This window comes from Sulfurimonas sp., assembly GCF_023228785.1.
In the GTDB taxonomy this organism is placed as follows: Bacteria; Campylobacterota; Campylobacteria; order Campylobacterales; family Sulfurimonadaceae; genus Sulfurimonas.
In genome coordinates this window covers 13,125-38,356 of sequence record NZ_JALOAN010000015.1, presented here as the reverse complement: position 1 = coordinate 38,356, position 25,232 = coordinate 13,125, and the positions used below count along the sequence as shown (strand labels likewise).

The following is a 25,232-nucleotide window of genomic DNA, read 5'->3' as shown; positions in this document are numbered from 1 at the left end:
TCAAAGACACTTTTTTTAGTGTCTAACAAAAAGGGATAGACTATGAAATATTCTCTACTTTTAATAGCGCTTAGTGCTTGTGCTTTAGTAGCAAATACACCAAAATCAGCTCAAACAATAGGTGATTATGACAAGATAAACTCTATCGAGACTCAAGTCTTAGATATCGATACTAAAGTAACTAGTGTAGAAACACAAGTTTCAGATATGGATACAAAAGTCAACTCAGTAGAAAGAAAACTTGCTTCTATGGAGTCAACTGTTAGTAAGATAAAACAGACCAAAGAAGAACCAAAAGAAGAACAGGTTTTAAAAGAGGACTTAGATATAAGAATCAGCGTAGTTGGACAAGGTGTAGCGCCAATGAACACAAGTTCTCCAGCACAAGCATACGCACTTGCAAAAAGGGCTGCAACAGCAGATGCTTATAGACTTATAGCTGAAAAGGTAAAAGGCGTCCGTATAGATGGTCAAGACTTAATCAAAAATATGATGGTTAAAAGATCTACTATTCGAACATCAGTAAAAGCAATGGTTAGAAATGCAAATGTCGTTGAGACAACTTTTAAAGAGGGTCTATGCGAAGTAGAGATGGAAATCGTTCTCTCACACGCACAATTTTCTTACTAATCCTCCTTAACTCTTTTGTACTCTTAGAGGCAAAAGAGTTTCTTATTTCCTATCGTTATGTAATAAAAGATGCAACTCTATATAATGAAGAACTTTACATCTCAAACTCCATGCAGAAGTGTTTAGGAAAACCACAAAAATCACTTACTCTAACAAGCTACAAAAATAATGATTTAAAAGAAACTATCGAAAAAAACTCTCAAGAGTTTATAGATTTTATTCACAAACTTGGTCTAAGTGTTGAACATAAAGAGAAAACTACAAATCATATAAATAGATCCACAACGATACTAACACTCAAAACTACTTGCTTCAAAGTCGATTTTAATGATAATTTCGCTAGAATTGCACCTTTAAAATAGGGCTCGTAATAGGACATTTTTGTGAAAATTGCAATAGTTGAAGACGATATTAATATGAGAAAATCTTTAGAAATTGCGATGAGCGATTATAAAGAATTTGAGATCATCACATTTAAAAATGCAATAGATGCTCTTAAAAAGCTAGATTCTTCATTTGATTTAATTATCACAGATATTAATATGCCTAAAATGGATGGTATTGAGTTTGTAAAAGAGTTAAATGGTAAATATGAAGTCATTATCATGACTGGAAATGCAACACTCTCCCGAGCTATAGAATCTATACAGTTAGGTGTTAAAGATTTTTTATTAAAACCATTTGATGTTGATACTTTAGTTGCGGCTATAAAAAGAGAAGATAAAATCCAAAAAGTACAAAAAAAAGTTCCTAAAGCAAAAAAAGACTCTAGTGGATTTTTAGGAAATTCGCCTGCTTTAGAAGAGGTTTTAAAAATAGCAAACAAAGCTTGTAAAACTGATGCTAGCATTCTTTTACTTGGTCAAAGTGGTGTTGGTAAAGAAGTTTTTGCGGATTATATCCACAAAAATTCACCTCGTGCAAAAGGTCCATTTGTTGCAATAAATATGGCAGCTATTCCTGAGAATCTTATAGAGAGTGAACTTTTTGGTTTTGAAAAAGGTGCTTTTACTGATGCGTCTGAGGCAAAAGCTGGGCAGTTTGAGTTAGCACAAGGTGGAACACTTTTTTTAGATGAAATAGCAGAAATGCCCTACTCCCTTCAAGCAAAACTTCTTCGTGCTTTGCAAGAAAAAGAGGTAAGAAGATTAGGATCATCAAAGAGTATTAAGATAGATATTCGTGTTGTCTCAGCTACAAATGCAAACTTAACGCAAAAGATAAAAGATGGTGAGTTTAGAGAAGATCTCTACTATAGATTAAACACAATTCCCTTAAATATTCCACCATTAAACCAGAGAAAAGATGAGATCTTAGATATTGCAGATGCGATGATAGAGATTAACTGTAAAAAGTACTCATTTGATACAAAAACACTAAGTGATGATGCAAAAGAACAACTCTTATCATACGCTTGGCCAGGAAATATTAGAGAACTTTTATCGGTCATAGAGCGCGCAGTTATTCTTAGTGAATCAAACATCATAAAAGCAGATGAACTTTTTTTACAAAATAAAATACAATAACAGGAGAAATAATGTCTAAAAAATACAATGTAGCAGTAGTTGGCGCAAATGGCGCAGTTGGAGAAGAAATTCTAAGAGTTCTTCAAGAACTTGATTTTCCATTAAACAAATTAGTACCACTAGCAAGTAGTAGAAGTGCTGGAAACAGAGTTGAGTTTAACTCAAAACCTATAGTTATAAAAGAACTTACAAGTGATATCTTTGAAGAAGAAGAGATAGAAATAGCACTTTTTTCAGCTGGTGGAAGTGTAAGTGCTAAATATGCACAAGATGCAGTCCGTGCGGGTGCAGTAGTTATTGACAACACTTCTCACTTTAGAATGGACGCAGATATTCCTTTAGTCATTCCTGAAGTAAATCCAGAAGATATTGCAAAGTGGAGAGTAAAAGGAATCATTGCAAATCCTAACTGCTCAACTATTCAAATGCTACAAGTTTTAAAACCCTTAGATGACGCATATGGTCTAACAAGAGTAGATGCAAGTACATACCAAGCTACTTCTGGTGCTGGAAAAGAAGCAATGGAAGAGTTAGTATCTCAAATGCAAGCATTTTTTGCTTTTAATCTAGATGATGCAGAGCATAAGTGTTTTGCACATCAAATAGCTCTAAATGTTATCCCGCAAATAGACGTTTTCATGGATAATGGTTACACAAAAGAAGAGATGAAAATGGTAAATGAGACTAGTAAAATCTTACATAGAGAAGTTCCACTAAGTGCTACTTGTGTTCGTGTACCTACTCTTCGTGGTCACGCTGAAGCGCTTACTCTTACATTTGCTAAAGATGTAGATGCAAAGATGGCTAAAGATATTTTACAAAAAGCTCCAAACATAGTTATTGTAGATGAGCCTAATGAAAGCCTTTACCCAATGCCTGCAACTTGTGTTGATAAAAATGAAACTTTTGTAGGTCGCATACGAGCTGATAACTTTGCAAAAAACATCATTCACCTCTTTGTTGTTGCTGATAACCTAAGAGTTGGAGCTGCTACAAACGCTGTTCGTATAGCTCAAAAGTGGATAGAAATGGAATCTAAGTAGTATGTTTGAGAGACTCTTTGAAAGTACTCTATGGAGCACAAGATTTATAGTCTTACTAGCTGTTATTTTTGGTCTTGTTGGTGCTGTTATTTTATTTGCGGTGGCGAGTGTTGATATCTACTCTACTGCTAAGTATGTTTTTGCAACTTATACAACAGGTGCTCATCCAGATAAATTTCATGAAGATGTAGTTGGCGGGATAATTGGTGCTGTTGATTTATATCTTATTGGTATAGTTATGCTTATATTTTCATTTGGTGTTTATGAGCTTTTCATCTCAGATATAGATGCAGCAAAGTGTGAAGCAAACGCTGAAAATAAAGTTCTAGCTATTGATTCACTAGATCAGTTAAAAGACAAGATCTCAAAAGTCATAGTAATGGTACTTGTGGTTGGATTTTTTCAAAAAGTTGGGTACACTAAATATGAAGGTGCACTGGATCTATTCTACCTAGCACTATCAATCACTGCAGTAGCAGTGGGTTTGTACTTTTTATCAAAAGTAGGAAAAAAGCATTAGTTTTAAGATAAGTAGACTAAAATTACACAACGATTCAAAAGGATAAAAATGAGTAAAATATTTGTAGATGCATGTTTTGGCAAGGAGACTCCATACACTCCAGTTTGGATGATGAGACAAGCGGGTCGCTATCTACCAGAGTATATGAGAGTTCGTGCTGAGGCTGGAAACTTTTTAAACCTTTGTCATGATCCAAAAAAAGCTTGTGAAGTTACATTACAACCTGTAGATATAGTTGGAGTTGATGCTGCAATACTTTTTAGCGATATCTTAGTTATTCCAAATGAGATGGGAATGGATTTAAAATTCATTACAGGCTCAGGTCCAAAATTTGACAATCCTATAGAGACAGAAGCTGATATCGATGCACTCATTGGTGGCGAAGAAGCAGCTTCAAAATTAACTTATGTTTATGAGACAATAGAACTTATAAAAAAAGAGTTAGATGCAAGAGGTGGTAAAACTGCACTTATCGGTTTTACGGGTGCTCCTTGGACGCTTGCAACTTACATGATAGAAGGTGAAGGTACGAAGACGTACAATATTTGTAAAAAAATGATGTACTCAAATCCCGCACTTTTACATAAAATACTTGCAAAAGTTACAGAAGTTGTAAAGATCTATATGCAAAAACAAATTGAAGCTGGGATCGATGTAGTTCAGATCTTTGATTCATGGGCAGCTGCTATTGAGCCTGGTAAATATGATGAATTTTCTTGGAAATATATGGTTGAAATCGCTGACTTTTTAAAAGAGAAATATCCTCATATTCCTATCATTATGTTTCCAAAAGGTATACCTGCATTTTTAGATAAAGTTTATGGAAACTTTGAAGTATTTGGCGTGGACTGGTCAACTCCAATGAGTCTTGCTAAAGAAAAACTTGGAAGTAAGTATGTTCTTCAAGGAAATATGGAACCATGTCGTCTTTACTCCAAAGAGGCTATCACCGAGTGTGTAGAGGCTATTCAAGAGACGATGCAAGGAAAGAGACACATCTTTAACTTAGGTCATGGAATACTCCCAGATGTTCCTGTAGAAAATGCTAAACACTTTATAAAAGAGTGTCAAAGAGTTAGTAAAAAGTAATTAGAAGTGAAAACTATTTTCGGTCCTATAAACTCAAGAAGATTTGGTTCTTCTTTGGGTATAGACCTCTCCCCTGCTCTAAAACAATGTAACTTCGACTGTCTTTACTGTGAATTAGCCCCTGCTCCTACAGTAGATGCACAAAAGAGCATAGTAACTGTAGAGCAAATTATTAACGAGCTAAAAGAGCATTTAGATGATAAGATAGATGTGATAACCATAACTGCTAATGGCGAGCCAACACTATATCCACACTTAGATGAACTAATAGATGAAATCAATAAAATAAAAAACAATACACAAACTCTTATCCTTACAAACAGTGCAATGCTAGTAGATGAAAGTGTCTTTAACTCTCTTTTAAAGCTAGATCAAGTAAAGCTCTCTCTCGATGCTATTAGCGATGAAATTTTTAAAAAGATAGATAGACCGCATAAAGATATCAAAGTTGATGAAGTTGTAAAAAAAGTACAAGAGTTTAGTAAAGTGTTTAAAGGTAAACTTTTTATAGAGATACTCTTTGTTCACGGACTAAATGACACCAAAGAAGAGATAGCAAAACTAAACAATGCACTACTAGGCATAAAAGCCTCAAGGATAGACCTAGGAACGATAGATAGACCACCTGCTTACAATGTATGTGGTATTAGCTACAAAGAGCTTCATGAGGCTGCACTTCTCTTTAGTCGAGATCTACCTATTCACATTGCATCAAGAATCCATGCCGAACCAAACCATGCAAACTATAGCGAACAAGAAATACTAAACACACTAGACAAAAGACCACTTACCATGGATGATATAGACATTTTGTTTGATGAACAAAGTAAAGATAGACTAGACATCCTCATAAAAGAGCAAAAAGTAATCAAAAAAATAGTTGGAAATCTAGAATTTTTGCTCCCTTTTGTAAATGTAAAAAGAAAAAGAGTAAACTAACCCAAAAACCTTGACTTTTACGCCTTCGTAAAGTATAATTTCGGCTCAATAATCAATCCGGATTAGCTCAGCGGTAGAGTAGGTGACTGTTAATCACTTGGTCACTGGTTCGAATCCAGTATCCGGAGCCACTTTTTATTGAATCCAATTACTTTTTAATTTTCCGGATTAGCTCAGCGGTAGAGTAGGTGACTGTTAATCACTTGGTCACTGGTTCGAATCCAGTATCCGGAGCCACAACTTTTCAAACCCCTAAAACAATAACTTTTAAGTATTTACATCTTAACTTATATTTTCATATATGATTTTATTTACTTAAAAACTGCTCTAATTTTTTTAGAATTGGTATTTAATAATTTCCTTATAATCAACTATTAAGTAAAATGTTTATGAAACTAATTTAAGGTGTTTTTTTTTGATAAATAATCACAACTCTCTAAATCATTTTAAGGAACTTTTTTTAGAAAATTCTAAAAATGCTCTTTATTATATGCATTTGCCAAGTGGTAAATGTGAGTACATTACAGACTCTTCTATGTCTCTTTTTGGATATACTCCAGAGGAATTGTATAACACCCCTCTTCTTTTACAAAAACTTATACATCCTGATTACAAAACATACTTTACAAAAATGATCCAAGAACTTTCAACTAACAATATAACTAAGATTTTTGGGTATAAAATCATCGATAAATATAACAACACTAAGTGGATAAGCCAACGAAATTCTATAGTAAAAGACAAAGATGAAAATACAGTTGCCATCAGAGCAATTATCTCTGATATAACATACTATAAAGTTCTGCAAGAAGATCTAGAAGAGTCAAAAGATAAATTAACAATACTTTTAGAAACCTCATCTGATTGGGTTTGGGAGATTGATGCCAATGGCGTTTTTACTTTTGTAAGTGATAGAGTAAAAGACTTTTTAGGTTATGAGGTGGATGAGATCGTTGGACAAAATTCTTTTTCTACTATGCCAAAAGATGAAGCAAAGAGAGTAAGAAAGTTCTTTGAAAGTCTCCTAAAAACAAAAGAACCTTTTAAAGATTTAGAAAATATAAATATACATAAAGATGGCTCCATTGTTACACTTCAAACAAGTGGTTTTCCTATCTATGATAAAGAAAAAAACTTTATGGGCTACAGAGGAACAGATAGAGATATAACAACCATCAAAAACCTCATCAAAAATTTAAATGAAGCACAGGCTATAGCTAAGGTTGGTCATTGGAAGTTAAATTTGCTTACAAATGAGCTTTTTTGGTCTGATGAAGTTTATAAAATCTTTGGACTTAAACCAAATGAAATAACAGCTACTTATGAAGGATTTTTAAGCCTCATTCACGAAGAAGATTGTAAGGCAGTTAGCGATGCATACACAAAATCGCTTGAAGATAAAAAACCATACACAATCAAGTATCGAATTATTACAAAAAATAAAAAGCTAAAGTATGTTGAAGAGAGATGTATTCACAGACTTGATATTGATGGCAAAATCATAAAGTCAATAGGAACAATCCATGACATCACAGATAGAGTTGAGCACGAAAAAGAGTTAGAAATAGCATCAATTGTTTTTAAAAACTCTTCTGATGGAATTCTTATAACTAACAAAAACAACAAAATAGTCTCAGTAAACAAATCTTTTGAAAAACTTACAGGATATCACAAAGATGAAGTCATAGGAAAAGATCCAAGATTATTAAGTTCAGGTTGGGGCGATAAAGAATTTTACAAAAATATGTGGAGTAGCTTACAAAAAAATGACTTTTGGAGTGATAAACTTCGTGATAGAAAAAAAGATGGATCCATTTATGAAGTGGAACAATCTATCGTTTGCGTTAGAGACAAAAATAATGAAATCATAAACTATATAGCAATATCTCGTGATATAACTGAGGTTAAAAATAGAGAAGATGAGATTCATCAGCTCGTATTTTATGACTTTTTAACAAAGCTACCAAATAAAAAACTTTTTAAACAAGAGGTTGAAACATATCTAAAATCATCACACTATAATAATGAAGAATTTGCCATACTCTTTTTAGATTTAGATAATTTTAAATGGATCAATGATTCACTTGGTCATCAAGCGGGAGATGTTTTACTTGTTGAGATGGCATCAAAACTAAAAAATATCATCTCGCAAGACAGTATACTCTCAAGACTTGGAGGAGATGAGTTTATTATTTTAGCTCCATATGAAAATTTGCTTAGTATCTCTCAACTTGCTAACGCTATACTAGAAACGGTTAAAGATCCTATAGAGATCCAAGGTAAAGAAGTAAACGTTGGATGGAGTATCGGTATTAGTTTATATCCGCAAAATGGTGAAAATTACAATGATTTACTCAAAAATGCTGATGCTGCGATGTATGAAGCAAAAGACAAGGGTAAAAATACTTTTAGATATTTCAACGATGCTATGAATCAAGATGCCATATATCGACTAGAACTAGACACAAAACTTAGACATGCTATTGCAAACAATAGTTTTTTTCTAAACTATCAACCAAAATATTCCTATACTGATGATAAAACTATAGGTGTTGAAGCTCTTATAAGATGGATAGATAAAGATTTTGGTTTTATTCCACCTGATAAATTTATACCAATAGCAGAAGAGTCAAACTATATAAATAAGATAGGACATTGGGTTATAAAACAAGCTCTTCATGACTTAAAAATCATCAACGAGACATTGACTTTTCCTATCTCTATCTCTATAAATGTTTCAGCAAATCAGCTCGATGATGAAGATTTTTATAATGAAGTAAAAGAGCTTCTAAGTGAGAGTGGTGTTGAACCATCTTTAGTAGAATTTGAGATAACTGAAACTTCTATCATGCAAAACATCCAAAGCGTTATAGAGATACTAAAAAAGATTAAAAAACTAGGTGTTAAGATCTCTATAGATGACTTTGGTACTGGTTACTCGTCCATGTCATACTTGAAAAAACTTCCAATAGACACACTAAAGATAGATAGAGAATTTGTAAAAGAGTTAGAGAGTGACGATGACTCTAAAAGTATAGTTAGTGCAATCATGGCTCTTGCAAAATCATTAAATCTTACAACTGTAGCTGAGGGTGTAGAAAATGAGAAGCAAAAAGAGATCTTAAGAGAGAGTAAATGCGACATGCTACAAGGATATCTCTATAGCAAACCTCTCTCTTTAGATGATTTAGTAAAGTTTTTAAGCTAAAAACATCCATTGTGAAGAGAGTACTATCAAAAGTCCTAACACAATGACAAGCTTATGGAAGTGATGTTGCATAAACTCACTCTTTTTCTTCTTTGCAAATTTTGCGTAGAGATTTGATAAAACACCAAGTGCAATAATAAGTGCTAGAGCTATTTTAAACATCAAGATCTTTTGCAGATCTGTCTCAAAAACACCTGCACTAGAATTTATATATTTTGACATCATTATGCCACCTGTGAGGATTAAAAACAGAAGTGTTAAAGGAAATATTTTAAAGCTTCTTTTTCCTAGTTCTTGATTTATTTTCTCCTCATCTTGTTTTGAGAATTTACTCTTAAGTGCTGATATAACAGCTAAATCGGTAAATACATAACCTAAAAACATAATAGCAAGTATAAGATGTATGATGTGTGCGTATGGGTAGATAGCTTCCATAGTTTCTCCTGTAAAAAATTAGTTAGATTATACTAAAAGAGTATGAATTAAAACTTTACAAATGCAAGATAATTATAAAAGCAAAATAGCTAATATTAATTCAAGGAAACTTAGAAGATAATGGCTTATCAAAAAATTTGATTAAAACATAATTGCTTTTTAAATTTAATCAGATTTTCACAATAACTAAGCACTAAAAAGGATCTAAAATGAGAAAAAGTTTCAAAGCATTAAATATAAAATGTAGTGGTTGCGCAAATACCGTAAAAGAGTCTCTAAAAGAAGATTTTGGAGAAGTGGAAGTAGATCTAAGCCAAGAGCCTAGAGTTGTAAGTGTTGAGATAAAAGATGATGATCAAGAGCAACTCTTTCGAAAAAAGATGAGAAAACTAGGTTATCCAATGGATGATGAAGAACTAGGTACATTTGAGTCAACTGGTCTTAAAGCAAAGAGCTTTGTCTCTTGTGCTATAGGAAAGATGAATCAATAATTCCTCTCGTTCAAAGCTTAATATAGATATAAATCCGGTACAAATGGGTTTTAAACCCTTATAATTAGGGATTAAGGTTTGTCTATCATATAACCCATACCACGAACATTTATAACAAAATCTTCTTTTAGATTTTTTTTGAGCCGATTTATCTCGGCTCTAATTGTTGCATTATCTACAAGTTGCTCACTCCATACATAAGTCTGAAACTGTTCAAAATCAACTACCATTCCCCTATTTCTTGCAAGTAGATCTATCATTTGAGACTGTTTTTTTGTAAGAATTTGTGGTTCGTCATTGAACAAAAGAAGGCTATGTTCTTGATCATAGCTGTAATTTTTAGAGATCCTAAGATGAACTCTTGGTCTCTCTCTTTCTAATTTTACTCGGTTGATACGAAGAGCCAACTCTTTTAGATGGAATGGTTTTTTTAAGTAGTCGTGACACCCTAAATTATAAGCACGAGAAATATCTTCTATATCTACTAATGCACTTATATAAATAACACTCACATATATTTTCAAGTGATGTAACTCTTCTAAAAAGGAGAGTCCATCTATTCCTGGTACATTTATATCTAATATAAGCAGATCGTATGAGCTTTGTTTTATGGCACTAAAGGCGTCAGTTCCATCAACAAAAGATTCTACTTTGTGTCCATCTGACTCTAAGTACTCACATATAGACTCATTTAACATAAGCTCATCTTCAAGTAGTAAAATCTTCATCAATCACCCATCATTTTAAATACATACTTAAAAACAGTCTCATGAGCATCTGAAGATACAGAGATTTTAATATTTTCTTCTTCACATATACTTCGAACAAGTCCTAATCCTATTCCAAAACCATCAGCTTTTTCTTCTTCTCTATAGTACTCATGAAAAACTTTTTGTGTATCTTTTATAGTTTTTGCTTTTGAGCCCATAGCAAACTCTATATTTGCACCAATTTGCATAAGAGTTACGGTTACTACTTCTTTTGGAAGCGTATATTTTATGGCATTTGTTATAGTATTGTCTACTATTCTTTGAAGCTTTGTTTCATTGAAATATATGTGCATTTCCTTTGCTTGAATTTTATTGTTAAAACTCACTTTTGACTGCTCGGCAACTTCTGTAAAAAAGTCTATTCTTGCATTTATATAGTTAGCAAAGTTTATAGCTCTCTTTGGATACTCAACTTGATCTTTTTTTACCAAATAACTCAGATCATCATATATGCTAAAAATATTTTTAACAGCAGCTTCTATCTTGGACAATTGTCTATCTCGTGGGTTTTTCATCAGATACAACTCTATAGACATAAGTATAACACTAAGAGGTGTGTTTGTTTCATGTACGGTATATCTTAAAAATTCTTTTTGAGCTTTTAGTAGATCTTGTGAGAATTTCTTCTCTTTTTCTAAGTTTTCATTGATAGATTCAAGTTTTGTCATCTTCATCTTCACTCTCTCTTCAAGCCCCTGATTTAGCTCTTCAAGAGAGTCTCTTTGCTCTTTTATCTTTGTTACCATCTCATTTGCATATCCGACCATGATCTTAAAGTCTTGAAAAAATATCTTATTTGGATCTATTATATAATCGCTATGTGTATTTTGCTCAAAAAACTTCAAAAATCTCTTTGTATCCATATGAAGCAGTTTGTTAAAAAGGTTATGAAAACCTAAAAATATAGCAAAAAGTATAAACGAGAGAGTAACTATTGCTAATGCAGTTTTAATCAAAAGAGACTTCAGCCTTTGATGTTTTTGTGCTATTAGTTCGCTCTCAGAGAGTGATTCAATACTAATAACATAACTCTGTTCTATCGCTTTTTCATAATCCTCATACATCTCTTCAACTAAAAGACCAACAAAAATCATAGTACACAAAAATATAACGCTGACCGTAATTATATCGGCTTGTTTAATAGTTATGGTTTTAAAAAATGAGCTTATCTTCATGCTTGGTATTATACACTAAGTGCTGCGTTTGATATAAACTAAACTCCTAACTTTCAAATACTCTAAGATTAAGTCATTATAATTTCAAAAAACAACAAGGACTCAAATGTATAGAAATACACAATTAAAGACTTACGACTTAAGCGCTGAGGAGTTAAGCAAACTTCAATGGGCAAAAGTATCTACAAGTAAGGGCGATATCTGGTTAAAGCTTTTTCCTGAGGAAGCTCCAAACACAGTTGCAAACTTTGCACACTTAGCAAACACTGGTTTTTATAACAACCTGAATTTTCACCGTGTAATCCCAGGTTTTATGGCTCAAGGCGGATGTCCTACTGGTACTGGAACTGGTGGACCTGATTGGGCTATAGCGTGTGAGACTGCACAAAACACTTCTCGCCATACAAAAGGAACGCTCTCAATGGCTCACGCTGGACCAAACACAGGTGGAAGTCAGTTCTTTATCACTTTTGCAGCTACTCCACATCTTGATGGTGTTCATACAGTTTTTGGTGCGATAGAAGAAGATGACGCAGAGAGTTTTGCAGTTCTAGACTCTATCCAAGGTCAAGATGCAATTAACTCTATAGAAGTTTTAGAGACAAAGTAATTTAAAAATACCACCTAGATCCACCTCTCCCGAGGTGGATCTACAAGAAAACGAGAAGAGGAATTACAAATCTTAGTTCATATCTGTTGTAGCGTAGATTCACATTTTTTCTTACAAAAACTTCAACTTGATTTTCCTGATGAAAAACTCATAGCTTTTTTCTACGATCCAAACATCCATCCATATTTAGAATACAAACTCAGACTTTTAGATGTTACTAGATCATGCAAGAAACTTGGCATTGAACTTATTGAGGGTGAATATGATTATGAGAGTTGGATGAGTGCTGTAAAAGGTCTTGAGAGGGAGAGAGAAAAAGGTGCTAGATGTGAAGTGTGTTTTGATAGACGCTTTGAAGTTAGTGCAAAAAAAGCTCTTGAACTTGGTGAGAAAAAGTTCACAACCACTCTTCTTGTAAGCCCTCTAAAATCTCAAGAACAACTAAAAAAAAGTGGTGAAGCTTTTTTTCTAAAACACGGAGTTGAGTTTATAGCACTTGATTATCGCTCAAATGGTGGCTCGCAAGATCAAGCCCAAGTTACAAAAGAGGAGATGCTCTATAGGCAAGACTATTGTGGATGCATCTATGGTTTGACTATGCAAAGAGAAGATCAAGGTCGCATCATGGATGAGATGTTCTCACCAATCTCAAACACTACACTTCCTGCTTCCATAGAAGATCGGCTTGAGATCTATACAAAAAGAGTTGAACTTGAAGAGAAAAACATCGCCTACAAGATAGTAAAAGAGAAGTTTTTAAACTACCGTATTTTTAGCCTTAACCTCACTAAAGGCAAAAATGAAATTATCCCAGCTTACTCACTTTGCTACTCCATGCTTGATAAAAAAAAGGCTGATGGACGCATAGAATTTGAGGACAAAAATATTTACTATTTCAACCGACAAGAGATTAAATTTATAGACTTAAAACATTTCAATAAGCTATGTAGATCTAACTATAAAAGTATAAAAGAGCTGATCTTCAATCCCCCAACATTTGACAAAGAACTTAACATTAGAAAACTTATAGATCCAAATCCATACTCTTTATCTCCTATCATCATAGTTGATCTCATATGTGATACTAAACTCACAATAACACTAAATGCCACAACTTACCAAGACACTAAAGAAAAACTAATGATTATATAATCTTTTTTTAGCTAAAATATCCAAAAATTACTATAAGGCTTCTTGACTATGATTATGGATGTTATGGAAATTCAAAAGATTATACCTCATCGATTCCCTTTTTTACTGCTTGACCGTGTAACTCACATTGTAAAAAATGAAACTCTTGTTGGTTTTAAAAATGTAACTATTGGCGACAATGTTTTTCAAGGGCACTTTCCAGGTCACCCTATTTACCCAGGTGTTATGATATTAGAAGGAATGGCTCAAGCTGGTGGCATACTTGCTTTTAAAAGCATGGACGATATGACCGAAGAAGAAGCTGCAAACAAAGTTGTTTACTTTATGAGCATTGATAAGGCTAAATTTCGAGCTCCCGTAAAACCAGGTGATAGACTAGAATATCATATCAGTGTTATAAAAAACAAAGGTGCTATTTGGATGCTAGAGGGTAAGGCTTATGTTGATGATGTTTTAGTTTCTCAAGCTGAATTAAAAGCAATGATAGTAGATAAATAATTAAAATTTATGAACAAAAAACACAAGTTTAAAATAAAAAGAGACTAAATGTCAAACAATAAAATTTCCCCTCATGCAATTATAGAAGATGGTGCAAAAATTGGCAAAGATGTTGAGATAGGAGCATTTTGTTTTATCTCAAAAAATGCAATTATTGGTGATGGAACTAAGATAGCACAGAGTTCTTGCATCTACGGAAAAACAACTATTGGAAAAAACAATATTATTTTTTCTCACTCTGTCATAGGCTCAATCCCACAAGACTTGAAATATGCTGGAGAAGATGTTGAACTTATCATTGGTGATAATAACAAGATAAGAGAGTTTACACTCTTCAACCCTGGAACAAAAGGCGGTGGTGGAAAAACTATCATAGGAAACCACAATCTTTTTATGGGTTATGTACATTTAGGTCACGATGTTATCATTGGAAACCACTGTATCCTAGCGAATGCTGCAACTTTGGCTGGACATGTTGAAGTTGGAGATTACGCTGTTATTGGTGGAATGACTCCTATTCATCAGTTTGTTCATATTGGAGATTATGCAATGATTGGTGGTGCTTCTGCACTTGCCCAAGATGTTCCTCCTTTTTGTATGGCTGAGGGAAATCGTGCGACACTTCGTGGACTAAACCTAACAGGACTAAGAAGAAGTTTAGATAGAGAAGACATAAATGAGCTAAAATCTGCTTATAGAGAGCTATTTGAGTCTGGTAAACCTTTAAAAGAGAGTGCAAGTGAGCTTATTGAGACAACTCAAAATCACTATGTTAATGATCTTTGTGACTTTGTATTAAAGACAAAAAGAGGCATACCATTTGAGAGAAAAAGTAATACTCAAAGAAAAAATAATGAAAAAGTTTAGTGATACTGATGAGTAAAAAGGAAGTAAAATATGATTCATAGACATTGTAGTTTTTGTGACGCAAGTGAGAGCGAGGAAAATCCACTAATAGCTGGTAATGGTGTTTACATCTGTAAAAACTGTGTTATCTCAGCTTATAAAATAATGTTTGGCGATGAGAAAGAGTCTTTAAGAGTAAATGATGAAGAACTCCTAGAAGCTGTAAATAACTTGATGACACCAAGAGAATTAAATGAATTTTTGGGTGAGTATATTATTGGTCAAGAGAGAGCGAGAAAACTCTTAAGTGTTGCAGTTTACAACCACTACAAAAGAATCTTTAAAACAAAACATATAAAAGATGATGATACAGAGATAGCAAAATCAAATGTTTTACTAATAGGTCCAACAGGAAGTGGTAAAACTCTTATGGCTCAAACTATTGCAAGAGTTCTAAATGTACCGATTGCTATTGCTGATGCAACGAGTTTAACTGAGGCTGGATATGTTGGAGAGGATGTTGAAAATATCTTAACAAAACTCATCCAAGCAGCTGATGGTGATGTAACTAGAGCTGAGCAAGGCATAGTCTTTATAGATGAAGTAGATAAAGTTTCACGCATGAGTGAAAACAGATCTATAACAAGAGATGTCTCAGGCGAGGGAGTCCAACAAGCACTTCTAAAAATAGTTGAAGGTGCAGAAGTAAATATCCCACCAAAAGGTGGTAGAAAACATCCAAACCAAGAGTTCACTACTATAAACACTACAAATATTCTATTTATCTGTGGTGGTGCTTTTGATGGTCTTGATGAGATTTTAAAGAAAAAACAAGGCGATAATGTTTTAGGTTTTGGACATGACAAAAAGAGCAAAGAAGAGAGAAAAATGACTTACGACATGGTAGAACCAGATGATCTAGTCTCTTATGGTCTTATACCTGAATTAGTTGGAAGACTTCCTATCATCGCTTCACTAAATGAGATAAGCCAAGAGGATATGGTTCGCATCCTAACTGAGCCTAAAAACTCTCTAATAAAGCAATACAAAAAACTATTTCTTATAGATGAAGTAGAACTAAACTTTGAAGAAGAAGCACTAAAAGCAATTGCCGCAAAAGCTATCAAAAGAAAAACAGGAGCACGTGGACTTCGTGCAATACTCGAAGAAAATATGATAGATATAATGTATGAACTTCCTGATTATGCTGGTTATGAAGTTTTAATAACTGCTGAAGTTATAAATGAAAATGTAGCACCTGTATATATAAAAAAATCAACTAAAAAGATAGCGTAAGTATCGATATGAACCTCGATACTATTATAATTAAATGACACAACCAAATTAAGGACAAAAGATATGATATTTAACAAACTAGTAGGGCTTTTTTCTAACGATTTATCTATAGACTTAGGAACTGCAAACACTATTGTTATTGCAAAAGGTCGCGGTATTATTATAAATGAACCATCAGTTGTTGCAGTAAAAACAGAAAGATATGGACATCAAAAAGTCTTAGCAGTCGGGCATGAAGCTAAAGAGATGGTTGGTAAAACTCCAGGAAACATCAAAGCTATTCGCCCTATGAGAGATGGTGTTATTGCTGATTTTGACATGACTGAAAAGATGATTAGAAAATTTATAGAAAAAGCACATGGAAGAACTTCTCTAATAAGTCCTAGAATCATCATATGTGTGCCTTATGGTTTAACTCAAGTTGAGAGAAAAGCTGTTCGTGAATCTGCTCTTAGTGCAGGTGCTCGTGAAGTATTTTTGATAGAAGAGCCAATGGCAGCTGCAATTGGAGCAGGCATTGATATTCGTGAACCACAAGGAAACTTAGTTGTTGATATCGGTGGTGGTACTACTGAGGTTGGTGTTGTATCTCTTGGTGGTTTAGTTCTCTCAAAGTCAATTAGAACTGCTGGAGATAAACTTGATAAAGGTATTATTGATTATGTTAAAAAGAAGTACAACTTACTTATAGGTGAAAGAACTGCTGAAGAGATTAAGATAAACATAGGAACAGCTGTAACACTTGCTGAAGAGCTAACTATGGTTGTAAATGGTCGTGACCAAGTTGAAGGACTTCTTAGCTCTGTTGAACTTACAAGTGAAGATGCAAGAGAGGCCATGAAAGAGCCTTTAAAAGAGATAGCTGAAGCACTTCGTGATGTCTTAGAGAAGATGCCACCAGATCTAGCTGGCGATATTGTAAATCACGGTATTATTTTAACTGGTGGAGGAGCTCTTATTCGCCAACTTGATAAATATCTAGCTGATATTGTAAAAGTTCCTGTTTATGTCGCTGATGAGCCACTTCTAGCAGTTGCTCGTGGTACTGGTCGTGCCTTAGAAGAGATAGACCTACTCCAAGAACTTTTCGAAAATGAATAAAGAGCTTTTAGGCTTTTTTCTACTCTTTATCGCACTCTTCGTGAGTGCCTTATACTACACAAACACTATCCAAGGCCCATTAATTTCGGCTCTTAACTACTTTAAATCACACTATCACAACTCAACAGAGTTTGTACAAAATAGTATTGATAAACATATTTTTCAAGCAAAAACAATAACTTCACTAAAAGATGAACTTCATAATTACGAAAACAATCATCTCGTGATGCAACAGATGGCATCTGAGATAAATGATCTATTTAAAGCAAACAACTCTGAAATTACTATTGACCCAAAAGTTCAACTTGTCCGCGCTTTGTCGTATCAAAAATTTGGTGATTTAAATAGGGTTTGGTTAGACATAGATGACTATAATGCTTCTAAGATCTACGGTTTAACATATAATGAGCTTGTAGCTGGAATAGTAGTTCCTCAAAATAAAAAACCATTAGGACTTCTAAATAGAGATATTCAAAGTTCTTATGCTGTTTATGTTGGTAAGACAAGAGCACCTGGAATAGCACATGGAAACAATGCAAAAAATCTAGTAGTAAAGTTTATACCTGCTTGGTTTAAAGTAGAAGTTGGAGATGAAGTTATTACTTCTGGTTTAGATGAGATCTTTTTCAAAGGCTTAAAAGTTGGTCGAGTTATCTCTGTAAGTAAATCTCAAGGTTATCAAAATGCTCAAATTGAGCCCTACTACGAGTCAAACGACCCAAACTATTTTTATATAATAAGACAAACTAGATGAAATACATTTTAACTCTATTATTAATTTTTTTTAATCTTCAAGCAGAAGATAAAAAACAAAATCTCATAATAGGAGCTGGTGCATTTTTTCAATCTCAACCATATGAAAATGTAGATGCAACCATCTTACCTAGCCCCGTAATCTTCTTTGACAACTCCATCATATATATACAATGGTCAAGAGCTGGAGTCTATTTTTTGGGAGATAGAGATGAAGATTTTGCATGGGGATTTTCACTGACTGCTCAACCAAGAGTCTATGGCTACAAAGCAGATGATATAGCTGGTATGGATGAAAGAAGGAAGACATTTGAGGGCGGTTTAGCTTTTAGTACAAAAAAAGGACCTGCTCATCTAGAACTGATGCTATTAACTGATATCTTAAATAGACATGACTCTTGGATTTTAAAGAGTGAAATGGGCGTTGACTTTAAAATTGGAGATTTTTCATTTTATCCTAGTCTAATTTTGGTGTATGAATCTAGTAAATTTTTAAACTACTACTATGGTGTTAAAAAATCAGAAGAGTTAAAAAACAGAAAAGCTTATACTCCAAACGATGGTTTGTCTGTAGGAATTCAAACTTATATAAAGTACCCTATCACTAAAGATATTTCTACTTTAGTAAACCTTAGAATAGATAAACTCTCAAATGAAGCAACCTCTAGTCCTATAGTAAATGAAGACTATCTCTACTCAGGACTTCTCTCTTTAATATACACTTTTAAGTACTAACACAAAATTTTTATAATCAGCACTACATACATATAGCTTTATTTACTTTAATTTTACGGCTTGCATATTTTATTCGAAAATCTGTAGTACTACAAATTAAGAAGCTAGTGCATCTCATCAAAAATTAAGTGCTTTTTGAGTAAAATCGCGCTTATTATCTATAACTTTCAAGTAGACAAAGTCTTTTTTTTGTAACGGACTTTACGCAAAGGAAAAAAATGCCAAAACGCACCGACATTCACACGATTTTACTTATAGGTTCTGGTCCTATTATTATTGGTCAAGCTTGTGAGTTTGACTACTCAGGAACTCAAGCTGTAAAGACTCTAAAAGAGCAAGGTTATAGAGTTATTCTTATCAACTCAAATCCAGCAACTATAATGACAGATCCAGAGTTTGCAGATAGAACTTACATAGAGCCAATCACTGAGGATGTAATAGCACGCATCATCAAAAAAGAAAAAGTAGATGCAGTTCTTCCAACTATGGGTGGACAAACTGCACTAAATGTAGCTACTAGTATGTTTGCAAAAGGCATGTTAGAGGGTGTGGAGTTTTTAGGTGCATCTCCAGAGGCTATACATAAAGGTGAAGACAGATCTGCTTTTAATGAAGCGATGACAAAAATCGGTATGGATCTACCAAAGAGTCGTAATGCTTATAGTGTTGATGAAGCGATGGAAGTAGCAAAAGAGATAGGTTTTCCAGTCATCTCTAGAGCCTCTTTTACACTTGCTGGCGGTGGTTCAGGTGTAGCATACAACATGGAAGAGTTTAAAAAACTAGCACAAGAAGGCATCTCTGCATCTCCAGTTAACGAGATAGAAATCATGGAGTCGATGCTAGGTTGGAAAGAGTATGAAATGGAGGTTATCCGTGATAAGGCTGATAACTGTATCATAGTCTGTTCAATTGAAAACTTTGATCCTATGGGTGTTCACACAGGCGATAGTATTACAGTTGCCCCTGCTCTAACTCTAACAGACAAAGAGTACCAAAGAATGCGTGATGCTTCTTTTGCAATTTTAAGAGAGATTGGCGTTGATACTGGCGGATCTAATGTTCAGTTTGCAATAGATCCAAAAACGGGCAGAATGATAGTTATTGAGATGAATCCTCGCGTTTCAAGATCTAGCGCACTTGCATCTAAGGCTACTGGTTATCCTATAGCAAAAGTAGCAACTCTTTTAGCAGTTGGTTATACTTTAGATGAGATTACAAACGACATAACTGGAACTCCTGCGGCTTTTGAACCAGTTATCGACTACATAGTAACAAAGGTTCCTCGCTTTACTTTTGAGAAGTTTCCAGAAGCAGTAAGTACACTAAGTACAAGTATGAAGTCAGTTGGCGAGGCTATGGCAATTGGTAGAACTTTTAAAGAGTCTATGCAAAAAGCACTCTGTTCACTTGAGACTGGTATTTGTGGTTTTGAGCCAATGGAAGGTGATGATGAGTTTATAAAACACGAAATTCGTCGTCCAAATGCAGATCGTGCACTCTATGTGGCTGAAGGATTTCGTCGCGGTATGAGTATTGAGGAGATGTTTGATACTTGTGCTATTGATCCATGGTTTTTATATCAACTTCAAGAGATAGTTGAGTCTGAGAGCACAATCACAAAAGAGATACTCCAAGATGCAACACTTATGAGAAGCATCAAAGTTGATGGCTTTTCTGATAAAAGAATCGCTCAGCTTATAAGTAAAGAGCAAAAAACAACAGAGATGCAAGTCTATGATGCTAGAAAAAAACTAGGAATATCACTAGAATTTAACGAAGTTGATACTTGTGCAGCAGAGTTTGAAGCTCTTACTCCTTATCTTTACTCAACTACAAATATCACTGCTTCACCTGATGCTAAAAACAGAGTAAGTGATAAGAAAAAAGTGTTAATCCTTGGTGGCGGACCAAACAGAATCGGTCAAGGTATAGAGTTTGACTACTGTTGTGTTCACGCTGCTTTTGCGCTTAAAGAGATGGATATAGAGACTATTATGTATAACTGTAATCCTGAAACAGTCTCTACTGACTATGACACTTCTGATGTTCTTTATTTTGAACCTATTGATTTTGAACATGTTAGAGAAGTTATAGAAAATGAGCAACCAGATGGGATCATAGTTCACTTTGGTGGGCAAACTCCTCTAAAGTTAGCAGATGGTTTAACAAAGATAGGAGCGAAGATTGCAGGAACTCCATCAGCTGTTATAGATCTAGCAGAAGATAGAGAGCAGTTTTCTAACTTTGTAGAAAAACACAATCTAAAACAACCTGCAAATGGCTTAGCAAGAACAAAAGAAGAGTCTTATCTCATAGCCGAAAAGTTAGGCTTCCCTGTTTTAGTTCGTCCATCTTTCGTTCTTGGTGGTCGTGGGATGAGAATAGTCTATACACAAGATGAACTTAAACAGTATATGGATTTAGCTATCTCAGTTTCAAATGAAGCTCCTGTTCTTATAGATAAGTTTTTAGATCAAGCTATAGAGCTTGATGTTGATGCTATTTGTGATGGTACGGATGTTTATATCGGATCTGTTATGCAACATATCGAAGAAGCTGGAATACACTCAGGAGATAGCGCTTGTTCACTCCCTCCAGTAAACCTCTCAGATGAGATGATTCAAAGAGTAGAAGAACAAACTCAAACTATAGCACTAGGACTAGGTGTAATTGGTCTTATGAATGTTCAATATGCAATTTATAGAGATGAGATCTATCTTATAGAAGTAAATCCAAGAGCATCTAGAACTGTTCCTTTTGTATCTAAAGCTACTGGGATGCCACTAGCAAAAGTTGCAACTCGTGTTATGGTTGGTGAGAGTCTTAGAAGTTCACTAGCGTACTACGACAAGTACGATATAGTCCAAGAAGTCAATGGTCTGTTAAAGCCAAAACTAAAAGGTCACATTTCTGTAAAAGAAGCAGTTTTTCCTTTTCATAAACTCTATGGCGCAGATCTAGTCTTATCTCCGGAAATGAAGTCAACTGGAGAAGTTATGGGAATTAGCTCAAACTTCGGAATTAGTTTTGCCAAAGCTCAACTCTCAGCTGGAAATAAAATACCAAAAAGCGGAACTTGCTTCTTATCTTTTGTAGATAGTGACAAAATACACGCTTGTGAGATAGCATCAGGACTACACAAACATGGTTTTAAACTAGTAGCAACCAAAGGAACTCAAGCTATAATTCAAGAGGCTGGCATCCCTTGTGAAGTAGTTTTAAAGATTTCAGAAGGTCGTCCAAATATTGAAGATAGTATGAAAAATGACGAAATTGCTATGGCAATAAACACATCTGATAACAACACTTCTAAAAAAGATGCAATAGTAATTCGCCAAGAAGTTTTAAAGAGAAACATTCCTTACTTTACAACTCTTAGTGCTGCTAGAGCACTAATTTTAGCTCTTGATGAGATTGGTGATGACTCATGGTTAGACTCAAAAGCTCTACAAGATTTTCTCGCTTAAGCGTGAGAGTTATTTTAGCTCAAACCGACACTACTGTCGGTTTTTTATCTCAAAATAAAGAAAAACTTAAAGAGATAAAAAAAAGAAGCCATGATAAACCCTTTATTAAAATCTATAAAGATTTCAAATCTCTCAAGTTATCAAAAACAAGAATCCCTCAAAAGTTTAAAAATAGCGTAAGACGCGCTAAAAAAACTACTTTTATAGTTAAAAACTCTTCATTTAGAGTGAGTGTTAGTCCCCTAAATTCTCAACTGCTTCGAGATCTAGCGTGGCACTACTCTACTTCTGCTAATGATTCAGGCTTAGATTTTAATATGGAATTTTGCGCTGATAAAGCTGATATAATAGTACAAAACAGAGATGGACTTCATCAAAAAAGCTCTTCATCTTTGTATATTATAAACAATCACACAAGGAGAAAACTAAGATGACAAAAGCTCTTCAAGCACTTTTAACTGGTATGTTTGTGACATTTATTTTGGATTTTTTTATCTTTTTAGGTTTATTAAAAAACTATATAGATTTTTATGAAATCAAAGTTTACTACAATGTCCTATTTGTAGATCATCAAAATATATTTTTATTTATGTTTTTTTCCATAATAATAGGATTTTCTCTAATCTATGTAAAAAATCTTAAAATATCTGCTTTATTTATCTCTCTGCTCTTTATTATCTCACTCTCAACGCTTTATCCTAGCGTAGGTTATGCACTTGGGGAAAAGATGTTTATGCAAAAAAATGTAACTCTCAATGATAAGAAAAATTTCTTTGTTGGAGATATTTACTATGAGGGAAGAGAGATAATCACCTTTTATGATTATGATCTTAAAAAAACAATACTACTAAAGAAAAAGGATTTAATAAGATGAAACATATTTCAAGTTTGGCAGGCGGCGTAGCACTAGGGAGTGCAGGAGTTATTATGATGAGTGTTTTAAGTGGTTGTGAGGCACAGCAGCAACAAGAACAACAACAGCAAAACCGCTTTTTGGTAATTGAGCAACAAGCAAATGGTAAGTATATAGTAACTGAAGAGATGCCAACTGATGGACCAAACAGAGCTATCATCCGTGAAAAAGATGCCAATGGAAATACTATTGAGCGCTTTATGAGCGAAGAGGAGATGAAAGCCCTAGCCGAACAAGAGTATAAAAAAGTTCAAGATGGAACCTCTGAGACTGTTCAAAGCGGAGATAGCAGTGCTGGAATGGGCTTAGCTGGAACTATACTCGCCGTTGCAGCTGGATCACTCTTGGGAAATATGATAGGTAACGCTCTTATGAACAATAAAAACTTTGCAAAAAATTCGGCTAGTACAAACAAGAGTGCTTATAGTCGCTCAGCAGCTTCAAAAGCATCTAAGAGTTCGTCTTCTAAAAAAAGTTTCTTTGGTGGAAGTAATTCAAGAACTTCATCGCAAGGTAGCAGGAGTTATGGCGGATGATAAGTCTACAAAAGATAAATAACTTAAGTGATGCTAACTTAGAAGAACTAGGCTTTACATGGCACACAGATAGTGATACTACAAAGTATATAAATGATGAACTCGTAGTTATTACTCAAGATGAAGCTGAAGCTTATTATAAAGCTGGAAATGAGATCTACGATATGTTTGTAGAGGCGGCTGAATATGTTATAGAGAACAACCTTTTTTTTGAGCTTGGTATTCCTTTTAATTTAGTAGAGATGATAAAAAAGAGTTGGGAGAATGATGTTCACTGGCATATTTATGGTCGTTTTGATCTCGCTGGTGGCATTGATGCTAACCCTATAAAACTTATAGAGTTTAATGCTGACACTCCAACTTCACTTTTTGAGACTGCCCTACTTCAATGGGCGCTTCTTAAAGAGAATGACATGGATGAAGAGAAGCAGTTTAACAATGTTTATGATGCTATAAGAGATAATTTTAAGAGGCTAATTACCTTAGATGAAGAGACAGATCTCTTTGATGAAAGATATGATGGTTGGAAAATACTCTTCTCAAGCGTAGAGGGAGATGATGAAGAAGAAGCTACAACAAGACTACTTCAACAGATCGCGACTGATGCAGGCTTTAACACAAGTTTTGAGTACTTAAACAATGTTAGATTTGACGAAGAAGGAATTTTTGATGGGGATGAGAACCAGTATGAGTACTGGTTTAAACTCTACCCTTGGGAAGATATAGGAAGTAGTGAGCCAGAACTTGCAACTACACTAAACACTATTATGCAAAACCAAAAAGCTATCATCTTAAACCCTGCATATACACTTTTGTTTCAATCAAAAGGCATTATGAAGATTATTTATGATCTATTTCCAGATAGTCCATACCTACTTAAAACTTCTTTTGAACCATTAAATGGTCTCAAACAAGTTGAAAAAACTGTTTTTGGCAGAGAAGGTGCAAATACTAAAATCTTAAGTACTAATGGTGATGTGATTGAGCAAACTGATGGAGAGTATGGTAACTATAAAAAAATCTATCAAGAGTATGTCGAGTTTGCCAAAGATGAAAATGGAGCAAAATATCAAGCTGGTCTCTTTTTCGCATATGAATCTTGTGGTCTTAGCTTTAGAAAAGGCTCAGAAATCATGGATAATATGAGTAAATTTGTAGGGCATGTTATAGTTTAGAAGTTGCATATGTGCGAAGAGATATTTTCGCACATATATTTTAAATATCTACTACTTTTTACACTTACTAGCAGTTAAATTTTTTCTATTTTTCTCTATAGTTTTTGCGCCAATTCCCTTAACTTCTGCAAGTTCATCAACACTTTGAAAACACTTTGCTTCTCTATGTTTTACAATCATCTCAGCTTTACTTCCACCAATACCACTTAAAGTACTTAACTCATCTTTACTTGCTGTATTTATATCTATAGCAGCAAACAACATACTAAATCCCAAAATAACCATAGCTAAAATCTTCATTTTAACTCCTTTTTTTGATCT

Annotated in this window: 26 protein-coding genes and 2 tRNA genes; 24 read left to right on the top strand and 4 right to left on the bottom strand. The window is 34.1% G+C overall.

Annotated elements, in window-relative coordinates:
* Positions 1–42 precede the first annotated feature (42 nt).
* The 10 genes from M0Q24_RS05510 (at position 43) to M0Q24_RS05465 (ending at position 8,955) form a co-directional block, all read left to right on the top strand.
* A complete protein-coding gene (locus tag M0Q24_RS05510) occupies positions 43–630 on the top strand; it encodes an LPP20 family lipoprotein (RefSeq protein ID WP_295048233.1) in 588 nt (195 codons plus the stop codon).
* A complete protein-coding gene (locus M0Q24_RS05505) occupies positions 579–992 on the top strand; it encodes a hypothetical protein (RefSeq protein WP_295048231.1) in 414 nt (137 codons plus the stop codon). Before M0Q24_RS05510 ends, M0Q24_RS05505 begins: the two co-directional genes overlap by 52 nt.
* A 21-nt stretch (positions 993–1,013) precedes the next feature.
* Positions 1,014–2,156 carry a sigma-54 dependent transcriptional regulator gene (locus M0Q24_RS05500; RefSeq protein WP_295048229.1) on the top strand — a complete coding sequence of 381 codons (1,143 nt, stop codon included), beginning with the start codon at positions 1,014–1,016 and terminating at the stop codon, positions 2,154–2,156.
* Positions 2,157–2,167: 11 nt separating this feature from the next.
* Positions 2,168–3,199, top strand: a complete 1,032-nt coding sequence (locus M0Q24_RS05495; protein WP_295048227.1) for an aspartate-semialdehyde dehydrogenase — start codon at positions 2,168–2,170, stop codon at positions 3,197–3,199.
* Position 3,200: 1 nt separating this feature from the next.
* Positions 3,201–3,719 (top strand): YqhA family protein, encoded by a 519-nt coding sequence (locus tag M0Q24_RS05490; RefSeq protein ID WP_295048224.1) that lies wholly within the window; start codon positions 3,201–3,203, stop codon positions 3,717–3,719.
* A gap of 48 nt (positions 3,720–3,767) precedes the next feature.
* A complete protein-coding gene (gene hemE, locus M0Q24_RS05485) occupies positions 3,768–4,808 on the top strand; it encodes a uroporphyrinogen decarboxylase (RefSeq protein ID WP_295048222.1) in 1,041 nt (346 codons plus the stop codon).
* A gap of 6 nt (positions 4,809–4,814) precedes the next feature.
* Positions 4,815–5,747, top strand: a complete 933-nt coding sequence (locus tag M0Q24_RS05480; protein WP_295048220.1) for a radical SAM protein — start codon at positions 4,815–4,817, stop codon at positions 5,745–5,747.
* Positions 5,748–5,803: 56 nt separating this feature from the next.
* Positions 5,804–5,878: transfer RNA gene (locus M0Q24_RS05475), tRNA-Asn, on the top strand.
* 31 nt (positions 5,879–5,909) lie between these two features.
* Positions 5,910–5,984, top strand: a tRNA-Asn gene (locus M0Q24_RS05470).
* A gap of 178 nt (positions 5,985–6,162) precedes the next feature.
* Entirely contained in the window at positions 6,163–8,955 is a 2,793-nt protein-coding gene (locus M0Q24_RS05465; RefSeq protein ID WP_295048218.1) for a bifunctional diguanylate cyclase/phosphodiesterase, read from the top strand.
* Here M0Q24_RS05465 and M0Q24_RS05460 read toward each other — a convergent pair.
* The gene (locus M0Q24_RS05460; protein WP_295048216.1) at positions 8,947–9,390 is read right to left on the bottom strand and encodes a hypothetical protein; all 444 of its coding nucleotides are present in this window, start codon (positions 9,388–9,390) and stop codon (positions 8,947–8,949) included. The two genes, M0Q24_RS05465 and M0Q24_RS05460, sit on opposite strands and share 9 nt — an antisense overlap.
* Positions 9,391–9,599: 209 nt before the next feature.
* On the opposite strand from M0Q24_RS05460, the gene M0Q24_RS05455 reads away from it, so the two are divergent.
* Positions 9,600–9,881: a heavy-metal-associated domain-containing protein gene (locus M0Q24_RS05455; protein ID WP_295048214.1), complete on the top strand. Its 282-nt coding sequence runs from the start codon at positions 9,600–9,602 to the stop codon at positions 9,879–9,881.
* A 71-nt stretch (positions 9,882–9,952) separates the two neighbouring features.
* Here the strand turns inward: M0Q24_RS05455 and M0Q24_RS05450 are convergent, their stop codons facing one another.
* Both M0Q24_RS05450 and M0Q24_RS05445 read right to left on the bottom strand, forming a co-directional pair.
* Positions 9,953–10,609 carry a response regulator transcription factor gene (locus tag M0Q24_RS05450; protein WP_295048212.1) on the bottom strand — a complete coding sequence of 219 codons (657 nt, stop codon included), beginning with the start codon at positions 10,607–10,609 and terminating at the stop codon, positions 9,953–9,955.
* Positions 10,609–11,826: a HAMP domain-containing sensor histidine kinase gene (locus tag M0Q24_RS05445; RefSeq protein WP_295048210.1), complete on the bottom strand. Its 1,218-nt coding sequence runs from the start codon at positions 11,824–11,826 to the stop codon at positions 10,609–10,611. Before M0Q24_RS05445 ends, M0Q24_RS05450 begins: the two co-directional genes overlap by 1 nt.
* A gap of 106 nt (positions 11,827–11,932) precedes the next feature.
* On the opposite strand from M0Q24_RS05445, the gene M0Q24_RS05440 reads away from it, so the two are divergent.
* From M0Q24_RS05440 to M0Q24_RS05380, 13 genes are all read left to right on the top strand, one after another.
* Positions 11,933–12,436, top strand: coding sequence for a peptidylprolyl isomerase (locus M0Q24_RS05440; protein ID WP_295048208.1), 504 nt, complete (start codon positions 11,933–11,935; stop codon positions 12,434–12,436).
* 69 nt (positions 12,437–12,505) lie between these two features.
* Entirely contained in the window at positions 12,506–13,588 is a 1,083-nt protein-coding gene (locus M0Q24_RS05435; RefSeq protein WP_295048263.1) for an epoxyqueuosine reductase QueH, read from the top strand.
* Between the two features lie 51 nt (positions 13,589–13,639).
* Positions 13,640–14,086 carry a 3-hydroxyacyl-ACP dehydratase FabZ gene (gene fabZ, locus M0Q24_RS05430; RefSeq protein WP_295048260.1) on the top strand — a complete coding sequence of 149 codons (447 nt, stop codon included), beginning with the start codon at positions 13,640–13,642 and terminating at the stop codon, positions 14,084–14,086.
* A gap of 48 nt (positions 14,087–14,134) precedes the next feature.
* Positions 14,135–14,953: an acyl-ACP--UDP-N-acetylglucosamine O-acyltransferase gene (gene lpxA, locus M0Q24_RS05425; RefSeq protein ID WP_295048206.1), complete on the top strand. Its 819-nt coding sequence runs from the start codon at positions 14,135–14,137 to the stop codon at positions 14,951–14,953.
* 30 nt (positions 14,954–14,983) lie between these two features.
* Positions 14,984–16,228, top strand: a complete 1,245-nt coding sequence (gene clpX / locus M0Q24_RS05420; RefSeq protein WP_295048204.1) for an ATP-dependent Clp protease ATP-binding subunit ClpX — start codon at positions 14,984–14,986, stop codon at positions 16,226–16,228.
* A 63-nt stretch (positions 16,229–16,291) separates the two neighbouring features.
* Positions 16,292–17,329, top strand: a complete 1,038-nt coding sequence (locus M0Q24_RS05415) for a rod shape-determining protein (RefSeq protein ID WP_295048202.1) — start codon at positions 16,292–16,294, stop codon at positions 17,327–17,329.
* Positions 17,322–18,083 carry a rod shape-determining protein MreC gene (mreC, locus tag M0Q24_RS05410; RefSeq protein WP_295048199.1) on the top strand — a complete coding sequence of 254 codons (762 nt, stop codon included), beginning with the start codon at positions 17,322–17,324 and terminating at the stop codon, positions 18,081–18,083. The genes M0Q24_RS05415 and mreC overlap by 8 nt, the downstream gene beginning before the upstream one ends.
* Positions 18,080–18,817, top strand: coding sequence for a MipA/OmpV family protein (locus M0Q24_RS05405; protein ID WP_295048197.1), 738 nt, complete (start codon positions 18,080–18,082; stop codon positions 18,815–18,817). Before mreC ends, M0Q24_RS05405 begins: the two co-directional genes overlap by 4 nt.
* Positions 18,818–19,035: 218 nt before the next feature.
* Positions 19,036–22,287 (top strand): carbamoyl-phosphate synthase large subunit, encoded by a 3,252-nt coding sequence (gene carB, locus M0Q24_RS05400; protein ID WP_295048195.1) that lies wholly within the window; start codon positions 19,036–19,038, stop codon positions 22,285–22,287.
* Entirely contained in the window at positions 22,248–22,721 is a 474-nt protein-coding gene (locus tag M0Q24_RS05395) for a hypothetical protein (protein WP_295048193.1), read from the top strand. Before carB ends, M0Q24_RS05395 begins: the two co-directional genes overlap by 40 nt.
* Positions 22,718–23,161, top strand: a complete 444-nt coding sequence (locus tag M0Q24_RS05390; RefSeq protein WP_295048191.1) for a hypothetical protein — start codon at positions 22,718–22,720, stop codon at positions 23,159–23,161. The genes M0Q24_RS05395 and M0Q24_RS05390 overlap by 4 nt, the downstream gene beginning before the upstream one ends.
* On the top strand, positions 23,158–23,736 hold the full coding sequence (locus M0Q24_RS05385; protein WP_295048189.1) for a hypothetical protein: 579 nt from the start codon (positions 23,158–23,160) through the stop codon (positions 23,734–23,736). The genes M0Q24_RS05390 and M0Q24_RS05385 overlap by 4 nt, the downstream gene beginning before the upstream one ends.
* Complete coding sequence (locus M0Q24_RS05380; protein ID WP_295048188.1) at positions 23,733–24,911, top strand: glutathionylspermidine synthase family protein; 1,179 nt, start codon at positions 23,733–23,735, stop codon at positions 24,909–24,911. The genes M0Q24_RS05385 and M0Q24_RS05380 overlap by 4 nt, the downstream gene beginning before the upstream one ends.
* A gap of 51 nt (positions 24,912–24,962) precedes the next feature.
* Here the strand turns inward: M0Q24_RS05380 and M0Q24_RS05375 are convergent, their stop codons facing one another.
* Positions 24,963–25,211, bottom strand: a complete 249-nt coding sequence (locus tag M0Q24_RS05375; protein ID WP_295048186.1) for a helix-hairpin-helix domain-containing protein — start codon at positions 25,209–25,211, stop codon at positions 24,963–24,965.
* Positions 25,212–25,232: the final 21 nt, after the last annotated feature.